The organism is Aeromicrobium sp. (genome assembly GCF_047606445.1).
In the GTDB taxonomy this organism is placed as follows: Bacteria; Actinomycetota; Actinomycetes; order Propionibacteriales; family Nocardioidaceae; genus Aeromicrobium.
Map to the genome: position 1 here is coordinate 13142 of NZ_JASGEK010000067.1, position 26757 is coordinate 39898.

Consider the following 26757-nt stretch of genomic DNA (forward strand, 5'->3'; position numbering starts at 1 on the left):
AAAAGGCTCACAGGCGGGTTGCTCAGTGCAGTCGGATGCTCTGCGCGCACGACAAAACCAATCCGTCAAGGGCCGGTGGGGCTGCAAACGGGCATGGCGAGGCGAGCGCGAATGAACAGTCTAACCCCACCTCGTCACATCTGGCAAGGCGGTGCTTGACAACGTCCGGGATTTAGTGAAACCTTGCCGGTTTCGGCCTGAATCCTCACTCAGCCGAGGCGGCGAGGCAGCCGAGCTGGAGGCGCTCCTCGTCCTCGCTCATATCGTCCTCGGGGACGATGGCGTCGACCAGCCACTGGCCGTCCTGCTCGACCATGGTCACGCGCAGGCGCTGCGGGAGCACCATCGGCGCGGCGGGCGTCTGGCAGGTGGCGCGGACCTTGTCGCCGACCACGAGCACCGTCACCTCGTCGGACGGGCAGACGCTCTGATCGCACGGCTGCGGCGCGACCTGATGGACGTAGGCCCCCACTTGGGCGCCCGCCGGAATGATGCCGTCGGGGATCTGCTCGACGGCCGCGACGAGGTGCTTGTCGTAGTACGTCTTCGTGACGACGTCCTTGGCCGCGGCCTCATAGGCGGCGAGGTCGCTGTAGTCGACGGTGAGCACCGTCTCGACGGCGGTGGCCGCCGCCTCGGCGGCGGCGCGGCTGTCGTCATAGCCGACGGGGCTGTTCGCCCGCATCTGCAGGTAGCCGAGCACCACGGCCGTCACGCCGACCACGACGGCCAGCGCCGCGGCCAGGAATGACACCGAGACGCGGGGCAGGGCGATCGACCGCTTCTGCCCCTCCGGCGAGGCCGACGCGGTCTTCTTCTCCTGCGACAGTCGTCCGGCGGCACGGCCGACGGACGGCGGGGCCGGGCGGCGCGGAGCGGCCTCCTTGACGACCGGCGTGGACGGCGCCGACGGCTTCGGCGAGGCCGGGCCGGACTCGCCGGCGATCCGGCGGCGACGGGTGGGGCGCTTCTCGCTCACGGGGCCTGACCTTCCTCGGCGTCGGCGTCATCGCCGAGCACGGCGCCGACCGGCGGGATCACCGCGAAGTCGGAGACCTTCCAGGCGCCGTCCTCCTTGACCAGGCTCACCACGCCGCGGTCGTTCCACAGCAGCGGGTCGTTCTCGCCGGTCCGGACCGCGAAGCTGTACACCACGACCACATCGGCCGAGTCGCCGTCGAGTTGCGTGGTCCCGACCGCGCGCACTTCGACGTCGCCGAGCACGGCCTGCTGCGAGGCGACCGCCTCCATGTCGGCCGTGGCGGCCATCGTCTCGAGCACATCGGCGTCGAACTGTTTCGTCACCAGCGAGCCGACCCGCTCACGATGATCGTCCAGGTCGGCGCTGTCGAGCGTGTGATAGGCGACGACGAACTCCGAGGCCGCCTTCTCGACCGCCTTGGCGTCGCTCGACCAGCCGTCGTCGGCCAGCCGCGGCATCCCGAAGGCGAGGAACAGGCCCAGCAGGACGCCGAACACGCCGACCGCGTACGGCCACCGCTCGCGCAACCAGGCCCCCCGGCGCTCGCTCACCGCTGCGTTCCGAGCAGCAGCTGCGCCACGTCCGGCCCCTCGCCCGGCACCGCGGTCCGCGACAAGCTGGTGTTCGTCGACCCGCGCGGCGACAAGCCGTCGGTGACACAGCCGAGGCCGGTCTGGAAGATCTCGCCGTTCGCGTCATGGTCGGAGATCTCGGTCGGCAGGCGCACCTCGCGGTGGCCCTCGTCCTGGCAGATCTCGACCGTGCCCGGCAGCGGCAGTCCGGGGACCGCCACCGGCGACGACAAGACATTGCCGAAGGCGGCGTTGAACTCGCCGTCGCCCGTCGGCGTGATGACGGTGTAGCTGCCCTGGACGAGCACCGGATAGAGGATGTACAGCGCTTGCAGGCCCGCGACGTTCTCGTCGAGGATCTTCACCGGACCGGTGAGGTTGTTCAACACCCCGGTCAGGTCGGCGGCGTTCTCGGCGACCACGGCGTTGACCGTGGCGGCTGCGGGCGTGCCCTGGTCGAGCAAGGCCCGCAGATCGCCGTCGGAGGCGACCAGCGTGTCGGTGAACAGCGCCAGGTTCTTCGAGAAGGACTGGATCTCGCTGCCCTTGTCGACCTGGGTCTGCAGGACCGTCGAGGAGGAGTCGATCAGCGCGCGGGTGACGTCGATATTGGCCTGCGCCGCGCCGATGACGACCGCCGTGGAGTCGAGGATCTGGGTCAGCGACTCGCCCGTGCCGTCGAAGGCCGTGCCCAACTCGGTGACGACCGTGTGCAGGTCGTCGGACGGCACCGAGCCGACCAGGCCGTTGACGTCGAGGAGCAGCTCGGTGGTGTCGATGGGCACCTCGGTGCGCGACTCCGGGATCTTCGAGCCCGCCTTCAGGTACGGCCCCTTCGAGCCGGTGGGGCGCAGGTCGAGGTACTGCTCGCCGATGGCCGACTTGTTGGCGACCAGGGCGTGCGCGTTCTCCGGGATCTCCGGCGCCGACTTCTCGATCTTGAGCGTGGCCTCCACGCCGTCGTCGGTGAACTCCAACTCGTCGACCGTGCCGACCGCGATGCCCCGATAGGTGACCTCGGCGCCGGCGAAGATGCCGCCGGACTCCTTCAGCTCGACCGTGACCGGGTAGGTGCGGTCGACGAAGAGCCGGTCGATCTCGGCGTAGCGCGCGCCGACGAAGCTGGCGCCCACGACCGTGACGATCACGAAGGCGATGAGCTGCATCTTGGTGAGTCGAGTGATCATCGCGACGCCTTCCGGCTCAAGAGCAGACCGGCCACGTCGGGCTCGGCGGTCGAGCTGACCGACGAGCGGCACAGGCCCAGGGTCGAGCACAGCGATTCGTCCTCGGCCGACGCGTCGTCCTGCGAGGCCGACGATTCCTCCGGCGTCGCCTCCGACTCCTCCGCGTCGGCGGCCGGGACGCCTGAACTGAGGCCTTCGACGAGCTCGGTGAGCTGCTGGGAGGCGTCGGCGCCGTCCGTCGGCAAGGCGGTTTCCGGCATCGCGCCCGTGCCGGGCAGACCGCTTCCGAGTCCGAGGAGATCCAACAGCTGGGCCGTCGTGAGATCGACGTTGATGTTGAGGTTCATCCAGTCGCCGCCGCAGCCGGACGGCGTGTCGGCGATGCCGCCCGCGGGCAGTTCGTCCGCCGTCGGGCAGTACTGCTGCGCCGCGGCCAGGCTGCCGCCGACGGCCATGTCGGGGAAGGGGAAGCTGACGAACGTGCTGAGGTTCGCGACCAGGTCGTCGCCGGCGAGGGCGAGATTGGCCAGCACCGGCTGCAGGTCCTTCAGGTTCGCCACGACGTCGGCACGTGAGGCCTGGACGACGCCGGTCGCGGTGTCGCCGAGTTCGGCCAGCGCCGTGGTGAGCCGGACCAGGTCGTCGCGCTGCTGGTCGAGCGCCGTCAGCGCCTGGGGCAGGCTGTCGAGAGCGGCGTCGATGGCGCCCTCTTGCGCGTTGGCGGTGATCGCCAGGTTGTTGACCTTCTCCAGCGCGGCGAGCAGAGCCTCTTTGTTCTGGTCGAGCTGACCGAGGAAGACCGTGGTGTTGTCGAGCAGGCCTTTGAGCTCGGCCTCGTTGCCCGTGGTGACGGCATTCAGCTCGCGCACGATCGTGTTGACCTTGTCGAGGCCGCCGCCGTTCAGCAGCAGCGAGGCCGAGGCCAAGACCTCTTCGACCTCCGGGTTGCGGCCCGTCTGCTGGATCGGGATGCGGTCGCCGTCCTCCAGCGCGCCGACCGAACCCTCCTCCGGCGCTGCCAGGTGCACGAACTTCTCGCCGAGCAGGCTGCTCTGCCGGATGGTCGCCTCGGCGTTGTCCGGCAGCTCGACATCGCCGTTGAGCAGCACGGTGACCTCGGCGGTCCAGCCCTTGAGCTCGATGTCGGTGACCCGGCCCACGGCGATGTCGTCGACGCGCACCGCGCTCTGCGGCACGAGGTCGAGCACGTCGTTGAACTCGATCTTCACCGAGTAGGGGTCGTCGCCGACGTCGGCGCCGCCCGGCAGGGTGACGCTCGTCGGGTCGAGCGAGCAGCCGCTCGCCAGCAGCATGGCCGCGCTCAACGCGACCAGCCCGCCTCGCGGGTTCAGGCCACGCATCAGCCCACCCCCAAGATCTCGGCCAAGTCGGGCGACGCGGCGGCGCTCGGCAGGGTCGTCGAGGGCAGTTGGCCGAGGATGTCCGAGAGCCCGCCGCACAAACCGGTGCCCGTGTCCGGCGTCTCGCCCAGCAGGGTGCAGATGAGCCGCGCCGGGCCGCCGTCGCCGGTCACCAAGTTCATCAGGGTGCCTTCCAGATTGGCGTGCGTGTCGAGCGTCCCGTAGACCGGGTTGTAGGCCAGCGCGACGTTCGACAGCGCCGTCGGTCCGGCCACGGCGAATTCGCCCAGCTCGTCCTGGTGGGCCGCCAGCGTCTCGGCGACCACGCGCAAGTTGGAGACGTTCTGGCGCAGCGTCGAGCGGTTGTCCTGCACCAGCGACTCGACGTCGACCAACGCCGCGGTCAGCGCGGTGAGCGTCGTGGCGAGGTCGTGGCGCTCGGCCTCCAGCACGGCGGCGACCTCGGCTGTGTTGTCGTTGAAGGAGCGCACCGTGGCGTCGTTGGCCTCCAGCATCGCCACGAACTCCTGGACCTGACGGACGCTGCCGAAGAGTTCGTCGGAGTTGTCGGCGAGCGTGCCGCTGAACTCGCCGAAGTTCTCCAAGGTCTCGTTCAGCTGGGCGCCCTGGCCGTCCAGTGCCCCCGCCGACTGCGACACCAGGTCGCTGAGCGCTCCGTCGGCGTTGGCGCCTTCCGGACCGAGCGCGACCGCGAGGTCGTCGATGGACTGGTAAATCTCGTCGAGTTCGACCGGCACCGCCGTGCGCTTGGCGTCGAGGTGCGCGTCGGCGGGCAGCGTCTTTCCGTCGGTGTAGGCCGGGGCCAGCTGGACGAAGCGGTCGCCGACGATCGCCGGCGAGACGATCATCGCCTTGACGTCGTTCGGCAGCTCGACGTCGGCGTCGTACTCGATGGTCGCGCGGATCACCTCGCCGCGCGGCTCCAGCTTCGTGACCGTGCCGACCGGCACGCCGAGCACCCTGACCTCCGAGCCCGTGTAGAGCGAGGTGGTCTGGGTGAAGTCGGCCGTCAGCGTCTTCGTGTCGTCGCCGCGGTTCGCGAACAGCACGAACGCCGCGAAGAGCGCGACGGCGACGGCGAGGGCGAGCACTTTGCTCAGCCCCGCGAGGCGTTGGGCGAAGGAGACCGAACTCATGGGGTACCTCCCGACAGGCTGGCGCCGACCGTGAGCAGGTTGTCGAACCACGGACCGTTGCCGAGCGCCTCGGAGAACAGCCGCACGAAGGTCGGCGAGACCCGCAGCAATTCCTCCAACGAGGCCTTGTTCGCCACCAGCATGTCGGTGACCGCCTGCAACTGCTCCAGCGCGGGCTTGAGGTCGGCTCGGGTGGTCTCGACCAGATGCGACAACTCCGCCGAGATCGCCTGGGTGGAGACCAACAGCGTGTGGATCGCGTCGCGGCGGGCCGCGATGGCGTCGAAGAGCGTGCTGGCGTCGGTGAAGAGCGTCTCCAGCTCGTTGTTGCGGGACGCGAGCGTGCCCGAGACCGAGTCGAGGCCGACCAACAGGTGGTGGATCTGGTCGTCGCGCGCGGCCAGGTTGACCGAGAGGTCCGACAGACCGGTGATGGCCGCCGAGATCTCCGGCTCGGAGCCCTCGGCGATCTCGCCGAGGGTGCTGAGCGCGTCGGCCAACTGCTCGGTGTCGAGCTCGTCGGTCGTGGTGGCCAGGTCGGAGAAGGCCTGGACGACGTCGTAGGGCGGATCGGTGCGCGAGACCGGAATGGTCGCACCCTCCTTCATCTGCCCCTTGCCTTCCGGCAGCAGCGCCAGATAGGTGGCGCCGAGCAGGGTTCGGATGCGGATGGCCGCGCCGGTCTGCGGGCCGAAGTCGACGTCCTCGGTGATGCGGAACTTCACCTTGACTTTGTCTCCGTCGAGCTCCACTCCGTCGACTTTGCCGACCGAGACGCCGGCGATGCGCACCTCGTCGCCGCCCCTCAGGCTGCCGACCTCGGCGAACTCCGCGACGTACTCGTCGCCGCCGCCGATGATGGGCAGCTTGTCGGCGCGGAAGGCCGCGAAGAGCATCGCGAGGATGATCGCGAACCCGACGAATCCGATGATCGTGTGATTGCGCTCCCGGAAGGGCTTGATATTCACTATTCCCCTCCCATCGGGCTGCGGCCGCAGCGGTCGCCGCCGACGTCGACGCCCGCGCCGGGCAGCTGCAGCACCGGCGCGGCCCCTTCCTCGGCATCGGACTCGGACGCGTACACCGAGGCGTTGAGACCGCAGACGTAGAAGTTGAACTGCGAGCCGGCCGAGGCCGCGTTGCTCAGCTTCTTCATCTTGATCGGAGTGATCTGGAGGTTGTCCTCGAGGATCTGCAGGTTGTCGCCCGAGGTGAGCACGCCGGTGAGGTCCTTGAGCGCGGTGACGTCGGCCGCCAGTGCGGGCGAGCCCTCGGCGAGGAAGGACGACGTCTCGAAGCTCAGCGCCGAGATGGAGTCGATGGAGTTCAAGATGGCGTCGCGGTCGGAGTTGAGGCCGCTCACGAACTGCTGCAGGGTGACGATCGTCTGGTCGAGCTCGGCGTCGCGTTCGGACACGATGTCGAGCGTCGTGGACAAGTTGGTGATGACGTCGCCGATCAGCTGGTCGCGGTCGGCCAGGGTCGAGGTGAGCGACGCGGTGGTGGCGAGCAGGCTCTGCACGCTGCCGCCCTCGCCCTGCAAGACCTGGACGATCTCGTAGGCGAACTGGTTGGTGTCCTCCGGCGACAGCGCTTCGAAGACCGGCTTGAAGCCGTTGAGCAACTCGTTGAGGTCGAGCGCTTCCTGCGTGTTGGTGATCGTGGCGCCCTTCTTGAGAACCTTGTCGCCGCCGGTGACGCCCGGATCCTGGCTCAGCGCGAGGTACCGGTTGCCGACCAAGTTGCGGAACTTGATGGTGACCTTGGTGTTCTCGGTCAACGCGCGGTCGGAGTCGACGCCGAAGGTGACGATCGCCTTGTTCCGCTGGTGCACCTCGACGTCGGTGACCCGGCCGACCGAGACGCCCGCGATGCGCACGTCGTCGCCCTCGGCCACGCCGGTGACGTCGGCGAAGACCGCCTTGTACTCGGTGTCGCTGCGGAACAGGCCGTTGGCCAGCACCGACATGAGCACCAGCGTCACCAGACCGGTGAACGCCAGGAACAGTCCCACCTTGACCAGTGCGGCGGTCGCCTCCTTGCCGAACCTCATCGGGACGTCCCCTCCCCCAGCAGCAGCGACGCCACGTCCTGGCCCAGTTCGTCGGCGGGGACCGCCGAACGGTTCCAGGTGTCCGGGTCGGCCTGCCAGTTGCTCTGATACGGGTCCGGGGTCTCGCCGGCCGGGACCACGTAGTTGAAGAACTTGCCGTGCGCCGACTTCGCGCCGACGAGCTGGTAGAGGTCGGCGGCCTGCATCGGCCCCTTGTACGGCTGCGCCTGCGGGTACGGTCCTTGGTCCTGGTCCTCGAGCTGCGCCAACTCGTCGAGGTCGTAGCAGGTGGGAGCCACGAGCGCCGCGTTCTGGTCGGCGTTCAGCTCGTCGTACGTCGTGTCGACGTTCTCGTCGACCGCGTAGGCGTTCGGCATGCCGCCCGGGACGCTCGCGTCGTTGTTCGTCGGGCTGATGATCTCCAAGTCGATGTGCACAGAGTTGTCGCGGAAGACGCTCTCCAGACGCGGCATCACGTTGTCGAGGGCGCTGAGGAAGCACGGGAAAGTGGTCGAGTAGCGCGCCGTCTGGTAGAGCGAGCGGCGGCTGTCGGCGTTGACCTGGATCAGCGCGTCGCCGCTGGCGCCGACGAAGGACGTGAGCGTGTTGGCCAACGTCGTGGTGCTGGCGAGGAAGGCGGTGAGCTGCGCCTGTTTCTCGACCACGGTGTCGCCGGTGACCACGGAGTTCTCCAGCACGCGCGCCAGGTCGGGCAGCGCGGCGGCGTAGACGTCGGAGACCTCGCCGAGCTTGACGATGTCGTCGACCGCCTTCGGGATGTCGGGGTTGATCTCGGCGAGGTAGGCGTTGAGGTCGACCAGCGTGTCGCCCAGTTTCTCGCCGCGTCCGTCCAACGCGGTCGAGACGGCCGTCAGCGTGGTCGCGAGCTCGGCGGGGGAGACGGCCTCCAGCAGCGTGTAGAGGTTGTTGAGCACCGACTCCAGCTCGATCGGCACGTCGGCCTTCTGGATCACGTCGCCGGCCTTGAGCGATCCGGCCTTCTTCTGCTCCGGCGGGATCAGCGCGATGTACTTCTCGCCGAAGAGCGTCTTGGGCAGGATCTGCGCCTCGACGCCGGCCGGGATCTCGTCGATCAGGTCGGGGTCGAGGCCGAGCGTCATCTCGACGCCGTCGTCGACGACCTCCATGTCGGTGACCTCGCCGACGATCATGCCGCGCAGTTTGACGTCGGCGCGCATCGGCAACTGGGATCCGGCCTTGGGGGCCTTGAGCGTGACGTCCTCGGTGCTGACGAAGCTGCGGTTGAAGAACGCCCAGGTGACCCAGACGAAGAACAGCATCAGGCAGACGAAGCCGATGCCGAGGATCTTGACGACCGAGGGGCGGTCGAGCGTGGGGGTGTTAGACACAGGCGATCACCCGGCCAATCGTACGGTGACAGTCGTGCCCCAGATGGCCATCGAGGCCAGCAGGTCGACCACGTTCACGGCCACGATCGAGGTGCGCACCGCCAGACCCACGGCCACGCCGACGCCTGCGGGACCGCCGGAGGCGTAGTAGCCGTAGTAGCAGTGGATCAAGATCACCACGACCGCGAAGATCAGCACCTTCGCGAAGGACCACAGCACGTCGCCCGGCGGCAGGAAGGTGTTGAAGTAGTGGTCGTAGGTGCCCGAGCTCTGGCCGTACAGCTGCGTGACGGTCAGCCGGGTCGCGAAGTACGACGACAGCAGGCCGACCATGTACAGCGGCACGACGGCGATGAGGCCGGCGATGACGCGCGTGGTGACGAGGTACGGCAGCGACGGCACCGCCATGACCTCGAGCGCGTCGACCTCCTCGGAGATGCGCATGGCGCCGAGCTGGGCCGTGAAGCCGCAGCCGACCGTGGCGGCCAGCGCGATGCCCGCGACGATCGGCGCGATCTCGCGGGTGTTGAAGTAGGCCGAGACGAAGCCGGACAGCGCTGAGGTGCCGAGCTGGTCGAGGGCCGCGTACCCCTGGATGCCGACCTCGGTGCCGGTGAAGAAGCACATCGCGGTGATGACGCCGACGGTGCCGCCGACGAGAGCCAGCGAGCCCGATCCGAAGGTGACCTCGGCCAGCAGCCGGAAGATCTCCTTGGAGTAGTTCTTGATGGTGCGCGGGACGTTGGAGAGGACGCGCAGATAGAACGCCATCTGGCGTCCCATGCCGTCGAGCGCCGCGCCCGGCTTGGCGGCGAGCTCCGAGGCGCGCGCCCCGATCGTCTTGGAAGCCATCACATCCCCTTCGGCGGGACGAGCTGCAGGTACAGCGCCGAGATGACGAAGTTGACCACGAACAGCAGGGTGAAGGTGATGACGACGGCCTCGTTGACCGCGTCGCCGACGCCCTTCGGGCCGCCCTTGGCGTTCATGCCCTTGTAGGAGGCGACGATGGCGGCGAGGAAGCCGAACACCACGGCCTTGACCATGCCCTGGTAGATGTCGGGCAGCTGCGCGAGCGCGGTGAATGAGGCCACGTAGGCGCCGGGGGTGCCGTCTTGCAGGATCACGTTGAAGACGTAGCCGCCCGCCACGCCGACGATGCTGACCAGGCTGTTGAGGAACAGCGCGATCAGCATGCAGGCGAGCACGCGCGGCACGACGAGACGCTGGATCGGGTCGATGCCCAGCACCATCATCGCGTCGAGCTCCTCGCGGATCTTGCGCGAGCCGAAGTCGGCCGCGATGGCCGATCCGGCCGCGCCCGCGATCAGCAGGGCGGTGGCGATGGGGCCGGCCTCACGGATGACGGCGAGGACCGCCGCCGAGCCGGTGAACGACTGCGCGCCGAACTGCTTGATGAGCCCGCCGACCTGCAGCGCGATGACCGCGCCGAAGGGGATGGCCACCAACGCCGTGGGGACGATGGTCACACGGATGATGAACCAGGCTTGGAGGACGAACTCTTTCGCCTGGAACGGCCTGCGGAACAGGGCCACGAACACGTCCAGCATGAACGCGAACAGGCCGCCGGCGACACGTGCCGGCCCTGTGATCACCGACGTGCTCACCGCTACCCCATCGCGATGGCAGCCGAGGGCTCGAACGACCCCGGAGGCGGCACGACGCCGTTCTCGCGGCACCATTCGCCCGCAGGGCGCTGCGCACGGCGGGGACGGCCGTCGGACGGCTCCAACTGCAGCGCGACCGGCGGCAGCGGCGGCATCTCGATGTTGGCCTCGGCCGCCAGCTCGGTGGCGTCCTTCTCCTCCGACATGCCGATCGGGCCGACGCGCTGGGCGTTGAGGAACTGCGCGACGACCGGCTCGGTCGAGGTGAGCAGCTGCTCGCGGTGGCCGAACATCGCCAGGTGCTTGTGGTACAGCAGACCCAGGTTGTCGGGCACGGTGCGCGCGGTGTTGATGTCGTGCGTCACGATCAGGAACGTCGCGTCGATCTGCGCGTTCAGGTCGATGATGAGCTGGTTGAGGTACGCGGTGCGCACCGGGTCGAGGCCGGAGTCCGGCTCGTCGAAGAGGATGATCTCGGGCTCGAGGACGAGCGCGCGGGCCAGACCGGCACGCTTGCGCATACCGCCGGAGATCTCGCCGGGGAGCTTGTGCTCGGCGCCGACCAGACCGACGAGCTCCATCTTGTCCATGACGATGGAGCGGATCTCGGACTCGCTCTTGCGCGTGTGCTCGCGCAGCGGGAAGGCGACGTTGTCGTAGAGGTCCATGGAGCCGAACATCGCGCCGTCCTGGAACAGCACGCCGAAGAGCTTGCGGATCTCGTACAGATCCTTCTCCGGGCAGTTGGCGAGGTCGACGCCCTCGATCCAGACGCTGCCGGCGTTCGGCTTGAACAGTCCGATCAGCGTCTTCAGCAGCACCGACTTGCCGGTGCCGGACGGGCCGAGCATGACCGAGATCTCACCGGCCGGGAGCGTCAACGAGACGTCACCCCAGATGAGCTGGCTGCCGAACTTCTTGGTCAGGCCTTCGAGCTTGATCTCAACGCCCACGAAAGCCCCTCCTCGCTTCTCAGGACCCACCGGCTGGCGCCGGCGGTGCGGATGATCTTCATCATAGGTTGTCGCGGCTGTGATCACACGCACGTGACGACGACCACACCTAGAACGACTCCGACCCCGCCGAGGTTACGCGACGATCAGCGCGCTGACCATCGATCTCCGCAGTTGGATCGATCAAGGGTATCCCACGTCACAGGGACCTGTCACATCGAGTTGCGGGTCGGCGCACGGGGCTCAGGAGCCCGCGCTCTCCCGGACACGACGAAGGCGCCCGCCCCTTCCGGGACGGGCGCCTTCGCGCGGGTGCGATCAGATCACTTGAGGGTGACCGAGCCGCCGACGGCCTCGAGGGCCTCCTTGGCCTTCTCGGCGGCCTCCTTGTTGACCTTCTCCAGGACCGGCTTCGGGGCGCCCTCGACGAGGTCCTTGGCCTCCTTCAGGCCGAGGCTCGTGAGCGCGCGCACCTCCTTGATGACCTGGATCTTCTTCTCGCCGGCCGACTCGAGGATGACGTCGAACTCATCCTGCTCGGCGGCGGCCTCGCCACCGTCCTCGCCACCGGCCACGGGGGCGGCGGCGACGGCGACGGGGGCCGCCGCGGTGACCTCGAAGGTCTCCTCGAAGGCCTTCACGAACTCGCTGAGCTCGATGAGGGTGAGCTCCTTGAAAGCATCCAACAGCTCTTCGGTGCTGAGCTTCGCCATAATGGGCGTCCTTTCCTACAGGTGAGACCCCGAGGGGGTCCCGATATGGGTGATCGGGCTGTCAGCCCTCGGTGGTCGCGTCCTCGGCCGGAGCCTCGGTCGCAGGGGTGGCGCCGGCCTGCTTCTCCTCCAGAGCCGCCACCAGACGGGCGGTCTGGGCGAGCGGCGCGTTGAACAGCGCGGCGGCGTTCGCCAGGCTGCCCTTCATCGCGCCGGCGAGCTTCGCGAGGAGGACCTCGCGCGACTCCAAGTCGGCCAGCTTCTTGATCTCGTCAGCGGTGAGCTGCTTCCCGTCGAGGAAGCCGCCCTTGATGACGAGGGGGGTGTTCGCCTTCGCGAAGTCACGCAGACCCTTGGCCGCCTCCACCGGGTCACCGGTGATGAAGGCGATGGCGGTCGGGCCGACGAGGAGGGCGTCGTCGAGCTCGACTCCCGCCTCCTTGGCCGCGATCTTGGTCAGCGTGTTCTTGGCGACGGCATAGCTCGCGGTGTCACCGAGGGAGCGGCGCAGTTCCTGCAGCTGCTTCACGGTGAGACCACGGTACTCGGTGAGAACAGCGCCACCTGATTCGCGGAAGTTATCCGCGAGCTCGGCGACGGCTGCTGCCTTGTCCGGGCGTGCCATGGGTCTCCTTCCAGCACTGGTCGCGCCGAGGACCAGGGAAGGGCCATGAAAAACGCCCCGCGCACAGGCACGGAGCGCATAGGTTCATGAACTCTTGATCGCACCTGCGTGGGCCGCCTCCGGATCGCTCCGGATGGCTCTTCGGGTGATCCGCGTGAATCACCGACCGACGGTCTTCGGCCCGACCACTCTAGGCGGTCGGGCCGAAGAACACAAACGCAGGTCGCGGACGCGGATCAGAGAACTCCCGCGAACGGGTTCTCCGTGGTGATCTCGTCGGCGGACGGAGCCTCCACATCGGCCCCCGTGCCCCAGTCGAAGAAGTCCATCGTCATCTCAGAGCTCCCGGCGCCCAGGTCCACGTTCGCCACCATGCGACGCGGCAGGTCGTCGTCTCCGACGAACAGGGTGTACTCCATGGTCTCCGGAAGTTCCACGCCCGAGCCCTCCAGCGAGGAGAGGTCCTGACCCAAGTCCTCCATGACCTTCTCGCTGTCGAGCGTGAGGACGTACTCGGCGGCGTCGACGCCGTCGATCTCCTCGCTCTCGCCGGTGGCCTCGAATTCGACCAAGGCCTCCTCGAAGGTCTTCAGCTGCGTGCCGAGATCCAGCTGCTCGACCGTGGCGCCGTACTGCGGGTCGTCGAGCGACGTCTGGACGTACTTGCCGCCGGTCATCTCACCCATTTTCATGTACATCGACCCGTCGACCACGAGCATCTCCATGTCCATGCCCACAGCAGACGCCGACATCTCTATCTCGACCTCCTCCGGATCCTCGGAGGGAGTCTGCGCGCCGGTGGCGGTGAACTCCTGACCGGCGGTGTTCACCGTCAGCTCGAACTGCGAGCCGCCCGCGTCGAGCTGGGCCTCGCCGATGCGGTCGGCGAAGTTGTCGGCGGTCAGTTCGACGCCGCCCTCGGAGCCCTCCGACTCCGAGCCCGTCTTGTCGTCGTCGGACTTCGCGTCGTCCCCGTCACAGGCCGCGAGGCCGAACCCGGCGGTGAGCGTCAGGGCGGCCACGACGGTCATCTTCTTCCACGAATGCTTCATGCGCCCAGCCTAAAGACAACCTCCGACACGCGCCGATCGACTACCCCGTCGAACGCGACGACGCCCCGCGCCGAGAAACGGCACGGGGCGTCGAGAAGAGGTGAATCAGGCGTCGACGTCGACCGCGTAGTCGCGCGTGCGCGACGGGTCGACCGGGACGCCCGGACCCGTGGTGGTCGAGACGGTGACCTTCTTGACGTAGCGGCCCTTCGAGCTGGCCGGCTTGAGGCGCAGGATCTCGTCGAGCGCGGCGCCGTAGTTCTCGGCGAGCTGCTCGGCGGTGAACGAGGCCTTGCCGATCACGAAGTGCAGGTTCGCGTGACGGTCGACGCGGAACTCGATCTTGCCGCCCTTGATGTCGCCGACGGCCTTGGCGACGTCGGTGGTGACGGTGCCGGTCTTCGGGTTCGGCATGAGGTTGCGCGGACCGAGGACGCGGCCGAGACGGCCGACCTTGCCCATCATGTCGGGCGTGGCGACGACGGCGTCGAAGTCGAGCCAGCCGTCGTTGATCTTCTGCACCAGGTCGTCGTCGCCGACGAAGTCGGCTCCCGCCTCACGCGCGGCGTCGGCGTTGGCGCCGGTGGCGAAGACCAGGACCCGGGAGGTCTTGCCGGTGCCGTGCGGCAGGTTGACGGTGCCGCGCACCATCTGGTCGGCCTTGCGCGGGTCGACGCCGAGGCGGACGGCGACGTCCACGGTCGAGTCGTACTTCGCGCTGCCCGACTCCTTGGCGAGACGCGTCGCCTGCAGCGGGGTGTAGAGGTGGAACTTGTCGATCTTCTCGGCGACCTGGCGGTACGCCTTGCTGTGCTTGGCCATCTGGTTCTCTCTTCCAGGTGTCGTGGTGACGGGCCCAGCCGGCCCTCCCACAGTTGAGTTGGGTGTCAGCCCTCGACCGTGACGCCCATGGAGCGGGCGGTGCCGGCGACGATCTTGTCGGCGGCCTCGAGGTCGTTGGCGTTGAGGTCGGGCAGCTTGGTCGTGGCGATCTCACGGACCTGGGCGGCGGTGATCTTGCCGACCTTCTCCTTGTGCGGCACGCCGGAGCCCTTCTGCAGGCCGGCGGCCTTCTTGATCAGCTCGGCCGCCGGAGGCGTCTTGGTGACGAAGGTGAAGGAGCGGTCCTCGTAGATCGTGATCTCGACGGGGACGACGTTGCCGCGCATGGACTCCGTGGCGGCGTTGTACGCCTTGCAGAACTCCATGATGTTGACGCCGGTCGGGCCGAGCGCCGTGCCGACGGGCGGCGCGGGGTTGGCCTGGCCGGCCTGCAGCTGCACCTTGACGACAGCTGTGACTTTCTTCTTGGGGGGCATGGTGGGGTCCTTGTTGTTCAGGTGGTGCGATGGCGGAGCGGGCGGGCGCCCAGATCCTGCGGGTCAGACCTTCTGGATCTGGGTGAAGCTCAGCTCCACCGGGGTCTCGCGACCGAAGATCTCGACCAGCGCCTTGACGCGCTGGGCATCGACGTTGATCTCGGTGATGGTCGCGTGCAGCGTCGCGAAGGGTCCGTCGACGACCATGACGGAGTCGCCCGTCTGGAAGTCGGAGAACTCGACCTTGGCGGTCTTCGCGGGCTGCGCTTCGGAGACCTGCTCGGCCGCCTGGGCGACGGCCTCGGCCTCCACCGCCGGGGCGAGCATGCGCTCGACCTCGGCGAGGCTCAGGGGGACCGGCTGGTGGGCGTTGCCCACGAAACCGGTCACCGACGGGGTGTGGCGCACGACGCCCCACGACTCGTCGGTCAGGTCCATGCGGACCAGGACGTAGCCGGGGTAGGTGGTGCGCTTGACGAGCTTGCGCTGACCGCCCTTGATCTCGGCGACCTCCTCGGTCGGCACGACGACCTCGAAGATGTAGTCCTCGGCGTTGAGGCTGGTGATGCGGTTCTCGATGTTCGCCTTGACGCGCTTCTCCATGCCGGAGTAGGTGTGCACGACGTACCAGTCGCCGAACTGGTTGTAGAGGCGCTCGCGGAACTCGGCCAGGGGGTCGGTCGGAGCCTCCTCGCCGACGGCGTCGGTCTCGGGCGTCTCGGTCGGCGCGGCCTCATCCGCCGAGGCGTCGTCGGTCACCGCCTCCTCGGCGGTCTCGACCTCCGTCTCGGGCGCGTCGTCGATCGTCTCGTTGTGGCTGTCAGTCACGGCTGTCCTATTCAGGCGAAGATCTTGAACATGGCTTTGCCGAAGCCGTAGTCCAGCCCCGACACGATCGCCATCATGACGAGCACGAACACGAGCACGACGACGAAGTAGTTCGCCATCTGCGAACGGGTCGGCCAGACCACCTTGCGCAGCTCGGCGATCACCTGGCGGATGAACGTGAGCGGCGAGGTGCGGGTCGAGGCGGACGGCGTGGCGCCGCCCTGGTCGTGATCGCTCACGATGCTCCTTCGTCATGGCCAGCGCCGTGGGCGCGTGGGGCGTGCGGATGGTCGATCAGTGGCACGGCACGAGGGACTTGAACCCCCAACCTTCGGTTTTGGAGACCGATGCTCTGCCAGTTGAGCTAGTGCCGTTCGAGTGGGCTTCCCTCAGTCTGCCACGCGCACAGGCATGACAAAACAGAGTGAAAGATCACTGGTGCGCCTCAGTGTACGCGCATCGTCCGTCCGGGTCGAATCGAGGCGACCCGGACGGACTCGCGCGAAGGCCCGCTCAGCTCTTGCGCAGCGGACGGCCCTGCGCGTCCGGGATCTTGTCCATGATGATCATGATGAAGTCGATGAGCGACCAGACGCCGCAGCCGCCGCAGGTCAGCAGCTTGGCGATGCCCAGGCCGGTGTAGCCCAAGTAGAAGCGGTCGACGCCGAGGCCGCCGAGGAAGAAGGAGATGAGCACCGTCGGGAGCCACTCCTTGTCGCTGAACTGGCCGGCGTACCCGGGGGCGGCAGCGTAGGCCGGGGCCGCTCCGTAGGCGGGGGCCGTCGGGTAGGGCGCGGCCGCCGGGGCCGGGAAGGCTCCGGCGAGCTCGGGCAGCGCCGAGGCGGTCACCCAGTCGCCGCCGTCGACGCGCACGTGGCTGTCGGCGGTGATGTTGCCGCTGCCGGCGTACTGCTGGAGCTGCTCGACGGTGTAGGGGCCGTACTCGGCCCCGTTGACGTAAGTGAAGTACTGGGTCGGCGTGGCGCCGGGTTCGGTGGTCATGCGGGGGTCTCCTCCCGAGAGATGGTCTCAGCCGATAGCACTCTAGGTCAGATCAGCGCGATCTCCTAGCCGAGCGCCCGGGCGTTACATTCGTGTCATGCCTGTTCCCCAGCCGCCCGACCCCGCTCGTCCGCCCTCAGGGCCATCGTCGCCGGTTCCCGCCGCCCTCGCCTACCGCGTCACGGCGACCGCCTTCGCCGTCGCGCCCGTCCTCGTGCTCGTCGCCGTCGCCTTCGCCGCACCGCCGGCGACCGAGAGCCTGCCGCTCTGGCTCACCGCTGCGATCATCGCGACGGTCCTGGCCTCGGGCGTCCTCGCCGAGTTGATCGGCTACCAGATCGAGCCGCTGGCGTCGCTCGACCAGACCCAGGTGGGGCTGGCCCGCCTGCAGCAGGCCGCAGTCCTCCGCTTCGCCCTCGTCGAGGCGACGATCATCATCGCGATGGTCCTGGCCTTCGTGCTGCCGTACGGGTGGTGGCCGGCGCTGGTCGGCGTGGTGGTCGGGCTGCCGACGCTGGCGTTCCACGTGTGGCCGAGCCGGCGCATGGTCGGCAAGACCGCCGACCGGCTGGAATCCCGAGGAATGCCCTCGGGCGTGCGTGAGGCCTTCGGCCACCGCTGAGCCCGTGCGCCCTCTGTCGGAGCTGCCGAAGGCTCATCTGCACCTGCACTTCACCGGGTCGATGCGGCACAGCACGCTGTGCGAGCTGGCCGAACGCGACGGGATCACCCTTCCGCCCGCGCTGACCCAGGACTGGCCGCCCCGGCTGACCGGGGTCGACGAGAAGGGCTGGTTCCGCTTCCAACGGCTCTACGACGTCGCCCGGTCGGTCCTGCGCACCGAGGACGACGTGCGCCGACTGGCGCGGGAGGCCGCCGAGGACGACGTCGCCGACGGGGCCGCGTGGACCGAGATCCAAGTCGACCCCTCCGGCTACGGCGCCCGGTTCGGCGGGATCACCGCCTTCACCGACCTCGTGCTCGACGCCGTCCGCGAGGCCGAGAAGGCCTCTGGGCTGCGCATGGGCGTGGTGATCGCCGCCAACCGCACCCGGCACCCGCTCGACGCCCGGACGCTCGCCCGGCTCGCCGCGCAGTACGCCGGACGCGGCGTGGTCGGCTTCGGACTGTCCAACGACGAACGGCGCGGCGACACCGCCGCCTTCTCCCCCGCCTTCCGCATCGCCGCCGACGCGGGGCTCGCCGCCATGCCCCACGGCGGCGAGCTGCGAGGACCCGAGCACGTGACCGCCTGCCTCGACCATCTGCGCCCCACCCGGCTCGGCCACGGGGTGCGGGCGGCCGAGGACCCTCGCGTGGTCGAGCGGGTCGTCCGCGAGGGCGTCGCGCTGGAGGTCTGCCCGGCCTCGAATGTGGCGCTGGGCGTCTACGACACCATCGAGGAGCTGCCGATCCGGCCGCTCAAGGACGCCGGGGCGACCATCGCCCTGGGCGCCGACGACCCGCTGTTGTTCGGCTCCCGCCTCGGCGGGCAGTACGCGCTGTTGCGCGCCGCTCAAGACTTCTCCGACGAGGAGCTGGCCTGTCTGGCCGTCGACTCGTGGCAGGCCTCACTCGCCCCCGACGAACTCCGCGATCGGGCGCTCGCCGACGTCGAGGCATGGCTGGGCGGCCGTGTGCGACAGTGGGGCCGATGAACCCGACGCCCTTCCCGGCCTGGTCGGCGTACCGACCGCCGAAGCCGTCGCTGCCCGGAGCGACGACGGCGATCGTGCTCGGCGTCGTCGGCGTCGCCGCGGGGCTCTGCTGCCTGCTGCCGCTCGCCGCCGCACCGCTCGCCTGGTTCCACGGCGCCCGGGCGCTCCGCCTCGACGACCGCGAGCCCGGATCCTGGCAGGGCCGTGGCCGCGCCCGGACCGGTCTCGTCCTCGGCGTGATCGGCACCGTGGCGCTGCTCGTCGCGACGCTCGTGATGATCGCGGTCGGCGCCTTGCTCTGGCTCACCCTCCTCGCCCCGTCGCCCTACTGAGCCGTTCCGCGGGCGGCCCGGGCCGAGTTGTGCGATGCTGAACACCATGAGCAGCCCGTACGAGCCTCAAGAGCCCTACCGGCCGGACCAGCCCTACGGGGCAGCCCAGCCCCCGCCCCCTCAGCAACCCCCGGGGACGCCCGGCTACGGCTACCAGCCGCTTCCGCCGGAGCATCCGTCGGCGACCACCGCCATGGTGCTCGGCATCCTCGGTGTGGCGCTGTGCCAGCTCATCGCTCCGTTCGGCTGGTGGATGGGCAAGAAGACCATGAACGAGATCGACGCCTCGGGCGGCACGCTCGGTGGTCGCGGCAAGGCGCAGGCCGGCTTCATCTGCGGGATCATCGGCACTGTCTTGTTCATCATCTCCACGCTGTTCCTCATCGTCTGGTTCGTCATCTGGGGCATCTTCCTGGCCTCCGTCGAGAGCGACTGGGACGACTACGAGGACGACGACTACGGGTACTCGCTGGTCTCAGCCATGGACTGATTCCGCCTGCGCGCACCCTGACACCGGCTGGGCGCTGTGCGATGCTGGTCGCCATGAGCAATCCGTACCAGCCTCAGGACCCGTACGAGCCCGAAGCGCCATATGGCTCGGACCAGGCTGGCCCGTCGTCGGCCGACCAGCCTGGTCCTTCCGCCGGTCGACCGGCACCGCCTCCCGGCCACAGCGCGCCGATGTACGGCTACTACCAGCCACCGCCGCCCAAGCACCCGTCGGCGACCAGCGCGATGGCCTTCGGCATCGTCGGCCTGACTGGTTTCATGTGCTACGTGACGTTCTTGGTCGCGCCCGTCGGCTGGATCCTCGGAGCCCGTGCGATCAAGGAGATCGACGAGTCCGGCGGCTCCCTCGGTGGACGAGGCGAGGCTCAGGCCGGCGTCATCATGGGCATCATCGGCACGGTGTTCCTCGTGTTGATGATCCTCTGCATCATCGGTTTCATCGTGCTCATGGTCCTCGTCGATCCCGAGAGCAGCGGAGACGACTACTACTACGACTCGCTGATCTCGCTGCTGCCGCGGATCTGAGTCAGAGCGCGCACCCGACGAGGTTCGGCTCCGGCTCCAGCACGACCCCGTAGGCGTCCGCCACGCCGTCACGGACCTCCCGCGCCAGCGCCAGGAGGTCGGCGGTGGTGGCCATGCCTCGGTTCGTCAGCGCGAGGGCGTGCTTGGTCGACAGGGTCGCCGGGCCGCTGCCATGGCCTCGCTCGAACCCGGCCTGGCTGATCAGCCAGGCCGCGCTCGTCTTGACGCTCCCGTCCCCCTGGGGGAAGCGCGGAGCCACCTCGGGCAGCGCCGCCGCCTCCTCGGCGCTCAGGATCGGGTTGGTGAAGAACGAGCCCGCGCTCCACGTGTCGTGGTCGGCCTCGTCGAGCACCATGCCCTTGCCGCGCCGCAGACCCAGCACCGTCTCGCGCACCTGCGCCGACGGCGCGCGCTCACCCGTCTCGACGCCGAGCGTCCGGGCCAGTTCCGCATAAGCCACCGGGGCGCCCAGCGAGCCGAGACGGAACTGGAACGTCACCTCCAGGACGACGTAGCGGTCTGGTTCCCGCTTGAAACGACTCGTCCGGTAGCCGAAGCCGCAGTCGACGGCCGCGAGCGTGCGCACGCGGGCCTCCTGACGGTCCCAGACCCGCACCCGGACGATCGTCTGCGCGACCTCCTGGCCGTAGGCGCCGACGTTCTGCACCGGTGTGGCGCCGACCGAGCCGGGAATGCCCGACAGCGCCTCGACGCCGATCCACTCGCGCTCGACGGCCAGCGCGACGAAGTCGTCCCAGTTCTCTCCGGCCGCGACGGTGACCGTGGCGCCGCTGCACGCGTCCTGGTCGACCTCGATCCCACGCGTGCGGACGAGCACGACCCGCCCGTCGAAGCCCTCGTCCGCGACCACCAGATTGCTGCCGCCGGCGACGAGCAGCACCGGCGTGTCGGCCTCGTCGGCGCCACGGACCGCCTCGACCAGCTCCTCGGCGGTGGTCGCCGCGACCACCTCCCCCGCCGGACCGCCGAGCCTGAACGTGGTCACCTCCGATAAGCGCATGGGCGCGACGCTAGCAAGGAGGACAGCAGGCCGATTCAGGCCTCGCGGATCTCCGGCCCGCCGCCCAGGTACAGCCGGTCGATGCGGCGCCCGAGATCGGCGTCGCCACGCGTCACGTCACTCCGTAGTCGGGCGACCTGATCCCGCACCTGATGGACCTCGTCCCGCACCTGCTGAGTGTCCTCACGGGCCTCGGCGCGGTTCTTCTCGACCGTGGCCTCAAGTTTGTCGAACCTCTCACGGTTCTCACGCTGCGCCTCGCCGACCGCCGCGACGACGGTCGTCGTGACCGTCTGGTGGACCATGCGATGCATATACGCCGTGGCCCCCGCCAATACGGCCATCATGGCCAACACGGCGGTCGCCAGGCTGGCCAGCACGATCCACGTCTGCGTGTCGATCGCGTCCATCGGAATCATCTCCCCATTCTGGAACAAGTGAACTGACAAACGCCAGCGAACCGTTCACTCGGCAGGGAGGCCAGGGCTGATCTCCGACCTGTGGACAGTGTGACTCATCGCGCCACCCACCCTGCGGACAACGCGACGACGCCCCGATCCCTGAGGGGATCGGGGCGTCGTCAGGAAGCTGGATCAGCGCGTCTCGCGGTGTACCTGGTGGGCGTTGCAGCGCGGGCAGAACTTCTTGACGTCGAGACGATCGGGATCGTTGCGACGGTTCTTCTTGGTGATGTAGTTCCGCTCTTTGCACTCGGTGCAGGCCAAGGTGATCTTGGGGCGGACGTCGGAGCTCTTGCTGGCCACGGGGTGCCTCTCCTGAGAAATCGGAACGTGCTGGACTGTGCTGTAGCGGAGGCGGGGTTCGAACCCGCGACCTCACGATTATGAGTCGTGCGCTCTGACCGACTGAGCTACCCCGCCGGAGTGCGCGAGTCTCCTCGCGAACGGGACTCCCGGCGACCGGGAGTCCAGAGCCCCTTTACGGAATCGAACCGTAGACCTTTTCCTTACCATGGAAACGCTCTGCCGACTGAGCTAAAGGGGCAAGCCGAGGAACGACACTACAGGACGTCCCCCGGTTTGCGAAATCGGGGTCGCCGCCTCACGCCCGAGCGTCCCGAATCCACGGGATTTCCAAGGAGAGCAGAACTCGATCGGAGGTCAGAAAGACCAGCCCCTCCACCTGCGCTTGAGCCAGCAGAGCCCGATCGAATGGGTCATGCCCCGCCAAACTCGGAAACTCCCGAAGGGCCTCCGCGTGCTCTCCGGCGAGCGGCAACTGACGCAAGCCGCCCGCGTCGAGACGGGCGCACAGGTCGTCAGGCACGACCAGCCGCCCTTTCATCTGCTTGATCACCAACTCCTGGACGCTCACCGCCGAGTAGTACACCGGATGACGGGAGGCGAGCATCTCGCGCGAGGCCACGCCCAATTGGGGCCTGTCCTCCACGAGCCACAGCAACGCGTTGGTGTCAAGCAGGACCATCGAGAGCCAACCCTTCGTCGAACATCGCCCGCACCTCGGCCTCGGCCTCGGCGGTGAACGCCCCATCGGGGTCGTCGCCGAACATGCCCTTCATCGTCCCGAAGCGAAGCGGGACGTGCTCGAACGCGCGTAACTCGGCGATCGGGTTGCCCGCCTTGGCGATGACGATGCGCTCGCCGGCCTGCACCCGCTCCAGCAGACGGGACAGGTGGGTCTTGGCCTCGTGGATGTTCACCATCGCGGTCGTCGTGGCACTCATACGTCCAGGCTAGTTAGTCCGACTTAGTCTGGTCAAGGACGGCGACGGACGATCCTCACCGGGCGGCGAGGGCCATGCGACGGGGCCAGAGGGGGCCCTCGTAGATGAAGCTCGTGTAGCCCTGGACGAGGTCGGCCCCGGCCGCCAGGCGCGCGCGCACGTCGTCGGGGGTCGCGACCCCGCCGACGCCGATGAGCGCCAGACGGTCGCCTGCCCGCGCCCGCAGCCGGGTCAGCACCTCGGTGGCCCGCTCGGCCAGGATCGGGCCGGACAGGCCGCCCACGCCCGCCGCCTCGACCACCGCGCGGTCGGTCCGCAGCGACTCCGGCCGGGCGATGGTCGTGTTGGTCGCGCTGATCCCGTCGAGGCCCAGCGACAGCGCGAGGTCGGCGACCGCGTCGACGTCGTCGTCGGCCAGGTCCGGGGCGATCTTGACCACCAGCGGCACCCGTCCACCGTGGTTCGCCTCGGTCACCTGGCGGACGGCGGCCAGGATCGGCTCCAACTGCTCGACCGCCTGCAGGTCGCGCAGACCCGGGGTGTTGGGGCTGGAGACGTTGACGACGAGATAGTCCGCGAAGGGGGCCAGCAGCCGCGCGCTCTCGACGTAGTCGGCGACGGCGTGCTCGGGCTCGACCACCTTGGTCTTGCCGATGTTGACGCCGATCACCGCGTCACGCCCCACCTCGCGCTGACGCAGTCGGTGCAGCCGCGCGGCCACCACCGCGGCGCCGTCGTTGTTGAAGCCCATGCGGTTGACGACCGCGCGGTCGTCGACGAGGCGGAAGAGGCGCGGACGCGGGTTGCCCGGCTGCGGCTTGGCCGTGACCGTGCCGATCTCGACGTGGCCGAAGCCGAGCGCCAGCAGGCCCGGGACGGCGGTCGCGTTCTTGTCGAAGCCCGCCGCCAGCCCGAAGGCGTGCGGGAAGCGCACCCCCATGACCGTGCGCGGCGCCGCCGGGACCGGCAGCGCCGCGCCCACGGCCCGCCCGCCGAGCCGGATCGCGCGGTGCGCCTGCTCGTGGGCCACCTCCGGGTCCATCCGCGCTAACACCTGGCGGAACATCACATCGTAGGGAGAAGCCATTCCGACAGCCTACGAGGCGACGGCGCACGCCTTCCGTGCGCTCGACCTCGGACAGCTCTCCTCCGTGGGAACGTCAGTCGTCCTGCGCGTCGCCGTGGAGGAGGGTCTCGTCGATGAGGCCGGCGTCGCCGGCGATGCGCAGCGCCTCCTCGCGCTGGTTGGTGCCGAGTTTGCGGTAGGCGGCGCGCAACTGGGTCTTGACCGTGTTGGGGCTGCGGAAGAGCGCCTTGGCCGCGTCGGCGACATTGCCGTACAGCGCGATGGCGGTGATCGTGCGCTGCTCGCCGAGCGAGAGCGGCGAGAACGTCACGCCGACCCGGGTGGCTCCCAGTTCGGCGCGCAACGACGGGGCGAACTTCCGCAGCTGCTCCAGCGAGGCCCGCGGCAACGCCCGCAACGGCAGTCCGAGCTGATGGGCGTCCAGCACCTCGGCCGCCTGACGCGCTGCGGCAGCGGCGGTCTGCTCGTCGTCGCCCTGGAGCGCCGCCTCCGCCTTGAGCAGGAGCAACTCCGCGCGGTCGCGCGGGTTCTCTGCGATATGGGGGCCTTGCAGCAGCCGACCGACGATCGCCCGCGCCGTCGTCGGATCATGCCAGCCGAACGCGTGGTACACGCTCTCCACGCTCTCCGGAAGACCGCCACGCACCCGGGGCACGACGTGGCCGGCGTGCCAGCCCAGCCGCGCGCGAATCCTCGCGAACCGGTCCTGCGCGGTCGGCAGCACCGCCTGGCCCTGCCACCGCGCCGTCTGCCGGTCGAGGTGGGCCAGCGCCTCCTCCGGTCCTGCGCGGAAGTCGCGCGCCAACGTCCCCACCACGACCACATACGGCCAGTGGTCGGTGAGGTCGCGGCCGTCGTCGAGGGCGGCGATCTGCGCCTCGGCGGTCTCGGCGTCGCCGTCGTCCAACGCCACGATGGCGGCCGCGATGCGGTAGACCGTGCCGGAGGTCCCGTCGTGCCATCCGACGCGCGTGTCGATCTTCCCGCATCGCGCGACGAGGTCGCGCGCCTGTGGGATGTCGCCGCGCAACGCCGAGCCGAAGGCCGCGAGGGCCGTCGTCGCGGCACGGCTGTGGCCGTCGGACTCGTCGGACGTCGCCTCGACCAGGCGCAGCGCACGCTCGGCCTCCTCGAAGCGGTCGGCGTGCAAGAAGGTGAGCGGCCGTTGGGTGGCGGCGAGCGCCACCGCGCCACGATAGCGCCGGGCGGCCGCCTCGTCGAGCTGGTCGAACACCTCCTGCGCCTGCTCGGCCATGGCGAGCGCGAGCGCCTCGTTGCCGCTCAGCCTCGCCGCGACCATGCGCAGCACCGTCGCGGTCGCGCCGGGCAGCCCCGGCCCGGCGGACGCCTCGGCCAAGGTCTGCTCGGCCAACTCCTCCAGGTCGCGCCGCACCTTCTCCTGCCGACCGGCGGGCGCGGCGTGCTCGTCGATCAGCGCGAAGGCGGCCAAGACCGGATACTGCTGTCGGACGTCCTCGGGGATGTCGCGGAGCCACGGCGACAGCCGGACACGGGGCCGCGGCTCGATCATGAGCATGTAGGAGTCGAGCAGCATCTCGGCGAGCCATTCCCACGCCCGCGCGCGCATCGCCGAACGCACCGCCTCGAAGGGGCGCGTCTCGGCCAACGCCGCCGCAGCGCCCCGATGGCAGGCCTGGAGACGGTCCGCGGCCACCTCGCGTTCAGACCGCGCGGCCAACTCCTCGCGCACGAGGTCGTGGTGGCGGTACCAGCGCTCGCCCTCTTCCTCCCAGGAGGCGAGGTCGACGCTGGGCGAGCCGTCGAGCAGGCTCTCGGCACGTTCGACCGACAGTCCGAGCATCGCCGCGAGCACCCGCGCCGACACCTCCGGGACCACGCCGGAGACCATCAACGCCTCGCGCTCCTGTTCCGTGCAGCCGTCGAGCATCCGGTCGACATAACCGCGGATGTAGCTGCCGCGGGCCGCCGTCGGCCGTCCAGGGCGGTCGAGGTCGCGCTCGGTGATCGCCGCGTGCGCGGCGATGGGCCACCCGGCGCTCTCCCCCATCACACTGTCGGCCAACGCCTTCCGACGGGCCTGTCCGAGATGCGGCAGACGCGCGGCGAGCAGTTGCTCCACCTCCGGCTCGCTGAACGCGAGGTCCTCCTCCAGCAGTTCCACCACCGGCACCCGGACCCGGGCGTCGACGCCGGTGAGCTGGACGAAAGGCCGCCGACTCGTCACGATCACCCGGAGTCCGGGCACCCGTTCCAGGGCGTGCAGCACACTCGTGGCGACCTCGTCAGCATGCCCGGCGTCGAGGTGATGCGCGTCGTCGACCACCACGGCGAGCGGCTGGGAGCACTCCTCCAACGCCTCCGCGACGCTCTCAGGCTCGCTGATCCGCGGCCCTTCGCTGAACAGTCGGAGCGCCTGGCTGCCCTCGGGGGCGACGCCGGCCTGAGCCAACACGCCGAAGCACCGCTGCCAGAACGAGCGGTGCTCGCTGTCGTCGGCGGTCAGGCGAATCCAGACCACCTGCTCGCCACGGTCGGCGAACTCGGTCGCGAGCTGCACGGCGGTGACCGTCTTGCCCGACCCGGGACGGCCGACCAGCGCGATGAGCGCCGGGTCGCCGTCCAACGCGCGCGCGACGATCCGCGACCTGGGGACAACCGAATGACGGCTGACCGGCAAGAAGTGCGCGTTGCTCATTTTCTCCGCTTCTCAACCCCTCCCACAGCGACCCTATCAGGAGGAACGACCGATGATTCACTGCGAATTCAGGCGAGTCTGGCCGTTGCGGAAAGCAACGTTCCGGGGGGTGGAGGGGTGATTCGGGTCTCCCGAGGGCGGCTTGGGCGAGCCTTGACGGCTCGGCAGGTAGAGGACTCCGTCGGTCGTTCCGGGTCCTGAGATGCGAGGGCGCCCTGCGCCCGAGAGGGTCCTATGGATGTCAAGTCCAGTTGAGGTCGGTTTTGAGGGCTTGGTAGATCTCTCGGCAGATGTAGCGTTTGAGGCAGCGGATGGTGTCTTGAGGCTTATTCACGAGGTGTCCCAGAAGTGTAGTCCGATAACCGCTGTAATGGTTTGGCTGAATGTGGTGTAGGGGCGTCGGTAGTCGGTGTGGGCGATGCGCCAGGTTTTGAGGTTGG

General features: G+C 69.0%; 31 protein-coding genes and 3 tRNA genes. 5 read left to right on the top strand and 29 right to left on the bottom strand.

Translation table 11 applies throughout. The annotated features are described in order from the left end of the window. Positions 1-205: 205 nt before the first annotated feature. The 20 genes from QM621_RS12880 to QM621_RS12975 all read right to left on the bottom strand — a co-directional run bounded on the left by QM621_RS12880 (position 206) and on the right by QM621_RS12975 (position 16802). Positions 206-979 carry a hypothetical protein gene (locus tag QM621_RS12880; protein ID WP_414990793.1) on the bottom strand — a complete coding sequence of 258 codons (774 nt, stop codon included), beginning with the start codon at positions 977-979 and terminating at the stop codon, positions 206-208. After that, on the bottom strand, positions 976-1533 hold the full coding sequence (locus QM621_RS12885) for a hypothetical protein (RefSeq protein WP_414990794.1): 558 nt from the start codon (positions 1531-1533) through the stop codon (positions 976-978). The genes QM621_RS12880 and QM621_RS12885 overlap by 4 nt, the downstream gene beginning before the upstream one ends. Further along, a complete protein-coding gene (locus tag QM621_RS12890) occupies positions 1530-2741 on the bottom strand; it encodes an MCE family protein (RefSeq protein WP_414990795.1) in 1212 nt (403 codons plus the stop codon). The genes QM621_RS12885 and QM621_RS12890 overlap by 4 nt, the downstream gene beginning before the upstream one ends. Next, the gene (locus QM621_RS12895; RefSeq protein WP_414990796.1) at positions 2738-4102 is read right to left on the bottom strand and encodes an MCE family protein; all 1365 of its coding nucleotides are present in this window, start codon (positions 4100-4102) and stop codon (positions 2738-2740) included. Before QM621_RS12895 ends, QM621_RS12890 begins: the two co-directional genes overlap by 4 nt. Beyond that, positions 4102-5259 (bottom strand): MCE family protein, encoded by a 1158-nt coding sequence (locus QM621_RS12900; RefSeq protein WP_414990797.1) that lies wholly within the window; start codon positions 5257-5259, stop codon positions 4102-4104. The genes QM621_RS12895 and QM621_RS12900 overlap by 1 nt, the downstream gene beginning before the upstream one ends. Then, positions 5256-6227, bottom strand: a complete 972-nt coding sequence (locus QM621_RS12905) for an MCE family protein (protein WP_414990798.1) — start codon at positions 6225-6227, stop codon at positions 5256-5258. Before QM621_RS12905 ends, QM621_RS12900 begins: the two co-directional genes overlap by 4 nt. Next, positions 6227-7312 (bottom strand): MCE family protein, encoded by a 1086-nt coding sequence (locus QM621_RS12910; protein WP_414990799.1) that lies wholly within the window; start codon positions 7310-7312, stop codon positions 6227-6229. Before QM621_RS12910 ends, QM621_RS12905 begins: the two co-directional genes overlap by 1 nt. Further along, positions 7309-8682, bottom strand: a complete 1374-nt coding sequence (locus QM621_RS12915) for an MCE family protein (protein ID WP_414990800.1) — start codon at positions 8680-8682, stop codon at positions 7309-7311. Before QM621_RS12915 ends, QM621_RS12910 begins: the two co-directional genes overlap by 4 nt. 6 nt (positions 8683-8688) lie before the next feature. Continuing rightward, complete coding sequence (locus QM621_RS12920) at positions 8689-9534, bottom strand: MlaE family ABC transporter permease (protein ID WP_414990801.1); 846 nt, start codon at positions 9532-9534, stop codon at positions 8689-8691. Next, positions 9534-10298: an MlaE family ABC transporter permease gene (locus tag QM621_RS12925; RefSeq protein WP_414990823.1), complete on the bottom strand. Its 765-nt coding sequence runs from the start codon at positions 10296-10298 to the stop codon at positions 9534-9536. Before QM621_RS12925 ends, QM621_RS12920 begins: the two co-directional genes overlap by 1 nt. Before the next feature lie 14 nt (positions 10299-10312). Beyond that, a complete protein-coding gene (locus QM621_RS12930; RefSeq protein WP_414990802.1) occupies positions 10313-11263 on the bottom strand; it encodes an ABC transporter ATP-binding protein in 951 nt (316 codons plus the stop codon). A gap of 323 nt (positions 11264-11586) precedes the next feature. Further along, entirely contained in the window at positions 11587-11976 is a 390-nt protein-coding gene (gene rplL / locus QM621_RS12935; protein ID WP_414990803.1) for a 50S ribosomal protein L7/L12, read from the bottom strand. Between the two features lie 61 nt (positions 11977-12037). Next, positions 12038-12601 (bottom strand): 50S ribosomal protein L10, encoded by a 564-nt coding sequence (gene rplJ, locus QM621_RS12940; protein WP_414990804.1) that lies wholly within the window; start codon positions 12599-12601, stop codon positions 12038-12040. A gap of 236 nt (positions 12602-12837) precedes the next feature. Beyond that, on the bottom strand, positions 12838-13653 hold the full coding sequence (locus tag QM621_RS12945) for a hypothetical protein (protein WP_414990805.1): 816 nt from the start codon (positions 13651-13653) through the stop codon (positions 12838-12840). A gap of 105 nt (positions 13654-13758) precedes the next feature. Beyond that, complete coding sequence (rplA, locus tag QM621_RS12950) at positions 13759-14475, bottom strand: 50S ribosomal protein L1 (protein ID WP_414990806.1); 717 nt, start codon at positions 14473-14475, stop codon at positions 13759-13761. A gap of 65 nt (positions 14476-14540) precedes the next feature. Next, complete coding sequence (gene rplK / locus QM621_RS12955) at positions 14541-14972, bottom strand: 50S ribosomal protein L11 (RefSeq protein ID WP_414990807.1); 432 nt, start codon at positions 14970-14972, stop codon at positions 14541-14543. 63 nt (positions 14973-15035) lie between these two features. After that, the gene (gene nusG, locus QM621_RS12960; RefSeq protein ID WP_414990808.1) at positions 15036-15800 is read right to left on the bottom strand and encodes a transcription termination/antitermination protein NusG; all 765 of its coding nucleotides are present in this window, start codon (positions 15798-15800) and stop codon (positions 15036-15038) included. An 11-nt stretch (positions 15801-15811) separates the two neighbouring features. Then, positions 15812-16039: a preprotein translocase subunit SecE gene (gene secE / locus QM621_RS12965; RefSeq protein ID WP_414990809.1), complete on the bottom strand. Its 228-nt coding sequence runs from the start codon at positions 16037-16039 to the stop codon at positions 15812-15814. Positions 16040-16098: 59 nt separating this feature from the next. Then, positions 16099-16174, bottom strand: a tRNA-Trp gene (locus tag QM621_RS12970). A gap of 139 nt (positions 16175-16313) precedes the next feature. After that, positions 16314-16802, bottom strand: a complete 489-nt coding sequence (locus QM621_RS12975) for an NINE protein (RefSeq protein WP_414990810.1) — start codon at positions 16800-16802, stop codon at positions 16314-16316. 97 nt (positions 16803-16899) lie between these two features. Between QM621_RS12975 and QM621_RS12980 the strand changes: the two genes are divergently transcribed. From QM621_RS12980 to QM621_RS13000, 5 genes are read left to right on the top strand one after another with little or no spacing between them, the layout of a single operon-like run. Continuing rightward, positions 16900-17424, top strand: coding sequence for a hypothetical protein (locus tag QM621_RS12980; protein WP_414990811.1), 525 nt, complete (start codon positions 16900-16902; stop codon positions 17422-17424). A 4-nt stretch (positions 17425-17428) separates the two neighbouring features. Then, positions 17429-18460, top strand: coding sequence for an adenosine deaminase (locus tag QM621_RS12985; RefSeq protein WP_414990812.1), 1032 nt, complete (start codon positions 17429-17431; stop codon positions 18458-18460). Then, on the top strand, positions 18457-18792 hold the full coding sequence (locus QM621_RS12990) for a hypothetical protein (protein WP_414990813.1): 336 nt from the start codon (positions 18457-18459) through the stop codon (positions 18790-18792). Before QM621_RS12985 ends, QM621_RS12990 begins: the two co-directional genes overlap by 4 nt. 46 nt (positions 18793-18838) lie before the next feature. Then, complete coding sequence (locus QM621_RS12995; protein WP_414990814.1) at positions 18839-19282, top strand: DUF4190 domain-containing protein; 444 nt, start codon at positions 18839-18841, stop codon at positions 19280-19282. A gap of 53 nt (positions 19283-19335) precedes the next feature. Then, positions 19336-19827 carry a DUF4190 domain-containing protein gene (locus QM621_RS13000; protein WP_414990815.1) on the top strand — a complete coding sequence of 164 codons (492 nt, stop codon included), beginning with the start codon at positions 19336-19338 and terminating at the stop codon, positions 19825-19827. A gap of 1 nt (position 19828) precedes the next feature. Here the strand turns inward: QM621_RS13000 and QM621_RS13005 are convergent, their stop codons facing one another. From QM621_RS13005 to QM621_RS13045, 9 genes are all read right to left on the bottom strand, one after another. Next, a complete protein-coding gene (locus tag QM621_RS13005) occupies positions 19829-20848 on the bottom strand; it encodes a UDP-N-acetylmuramate dehydrogenase (RefSeq protein ID WP_414990816.1) in 1020 nt (339 codons plus the stop codon). 35 nt (positions 20849-20883) lie between these two features. Continuing rightward, positions 20884-21267 (bottom strand): hypothetical protein, encoded by a 384-nt coding sequence (locus QM621_RS13010; RefSeq protein WP_414990817.1) that lies wholly within the window; start codon positions 21265-21267, stop codon positions 20884-20886. A 174-nt stretch (positions 21268-21441) separates the two neighbouring features. Continuing rightward, positions 21442-21612, bottom strand: a complete 171-nt coding sequence (gene rpmG, locus QM621_RS13015) for a 50S ribosomal protein L33 (RefSeq protein ID WP_414990818.1) — start codon at positions 21610-21612, stop codon at positions 21442-21444. Between the two features lie 43 nt (positions 21613-21655). Then, positions 21656-21729: transfer RNA gene (locus tag QM621_RS13020), tRNA-Met, on the bottom strand. Positions 21730-21780: 51 nt separating this feature from the next. After that, a tRNA-Thr gene (locus QM621_RS13025) sits at positions 21781-21853 on the bottom strand. Positions 21854-21910: 57 nt separating this feature from the next. Continuing rightward, complete coding sequence (locus tag QM621_RS13030; protein WP_414990819.1) at positions 21911-22294, bottom strand: type II toxin-antitoxin system VapC family toxin; 384 nt, start codon at positions 22292-22294, stop codon at positions 21911-21913. Further along, positions 22281-22553 (bottom strand): type II toxin-antitoxin system Phd/YefM family antitoxin, encoded by a 273-nt coding sequence (locus QM621_RS13035; protein ID WP_414990820.1) that lies wholly within the window; start codon positions 22551-22553, stop codon positions 22281-22283. Before QM621_RS13035 ends, QM621_RS13030 begins: the two co-directional genes overlap by 14 nt. A 55-nt stretch (positions 22554-22608) precedes the next feature. Beyond that, positions 22609-23640, bottom strand: coding sequence for a quinone-dependent dihydroorotate dehydrogenase (locus QM621_RS13040; protein ID WP_414990821.1), 1032 nt, complete (start codon positions 23638-23640; stop codon positions 22609-22611). A 73-nt stretch (positions 23641-23713) separates the two neighbouring features. Further along, complete coding sequence (locus tag QM621_RS13045) at positions 23714-26317, bottom strand: AAA family ATPase (protein ID WP_414990822.1); 2604 nt, start codon at positions 26315-26317, stop codon at positions 23714-23716. Between the last annotated feature and the right edge of the window lie 440 nt (positions 26318-26757).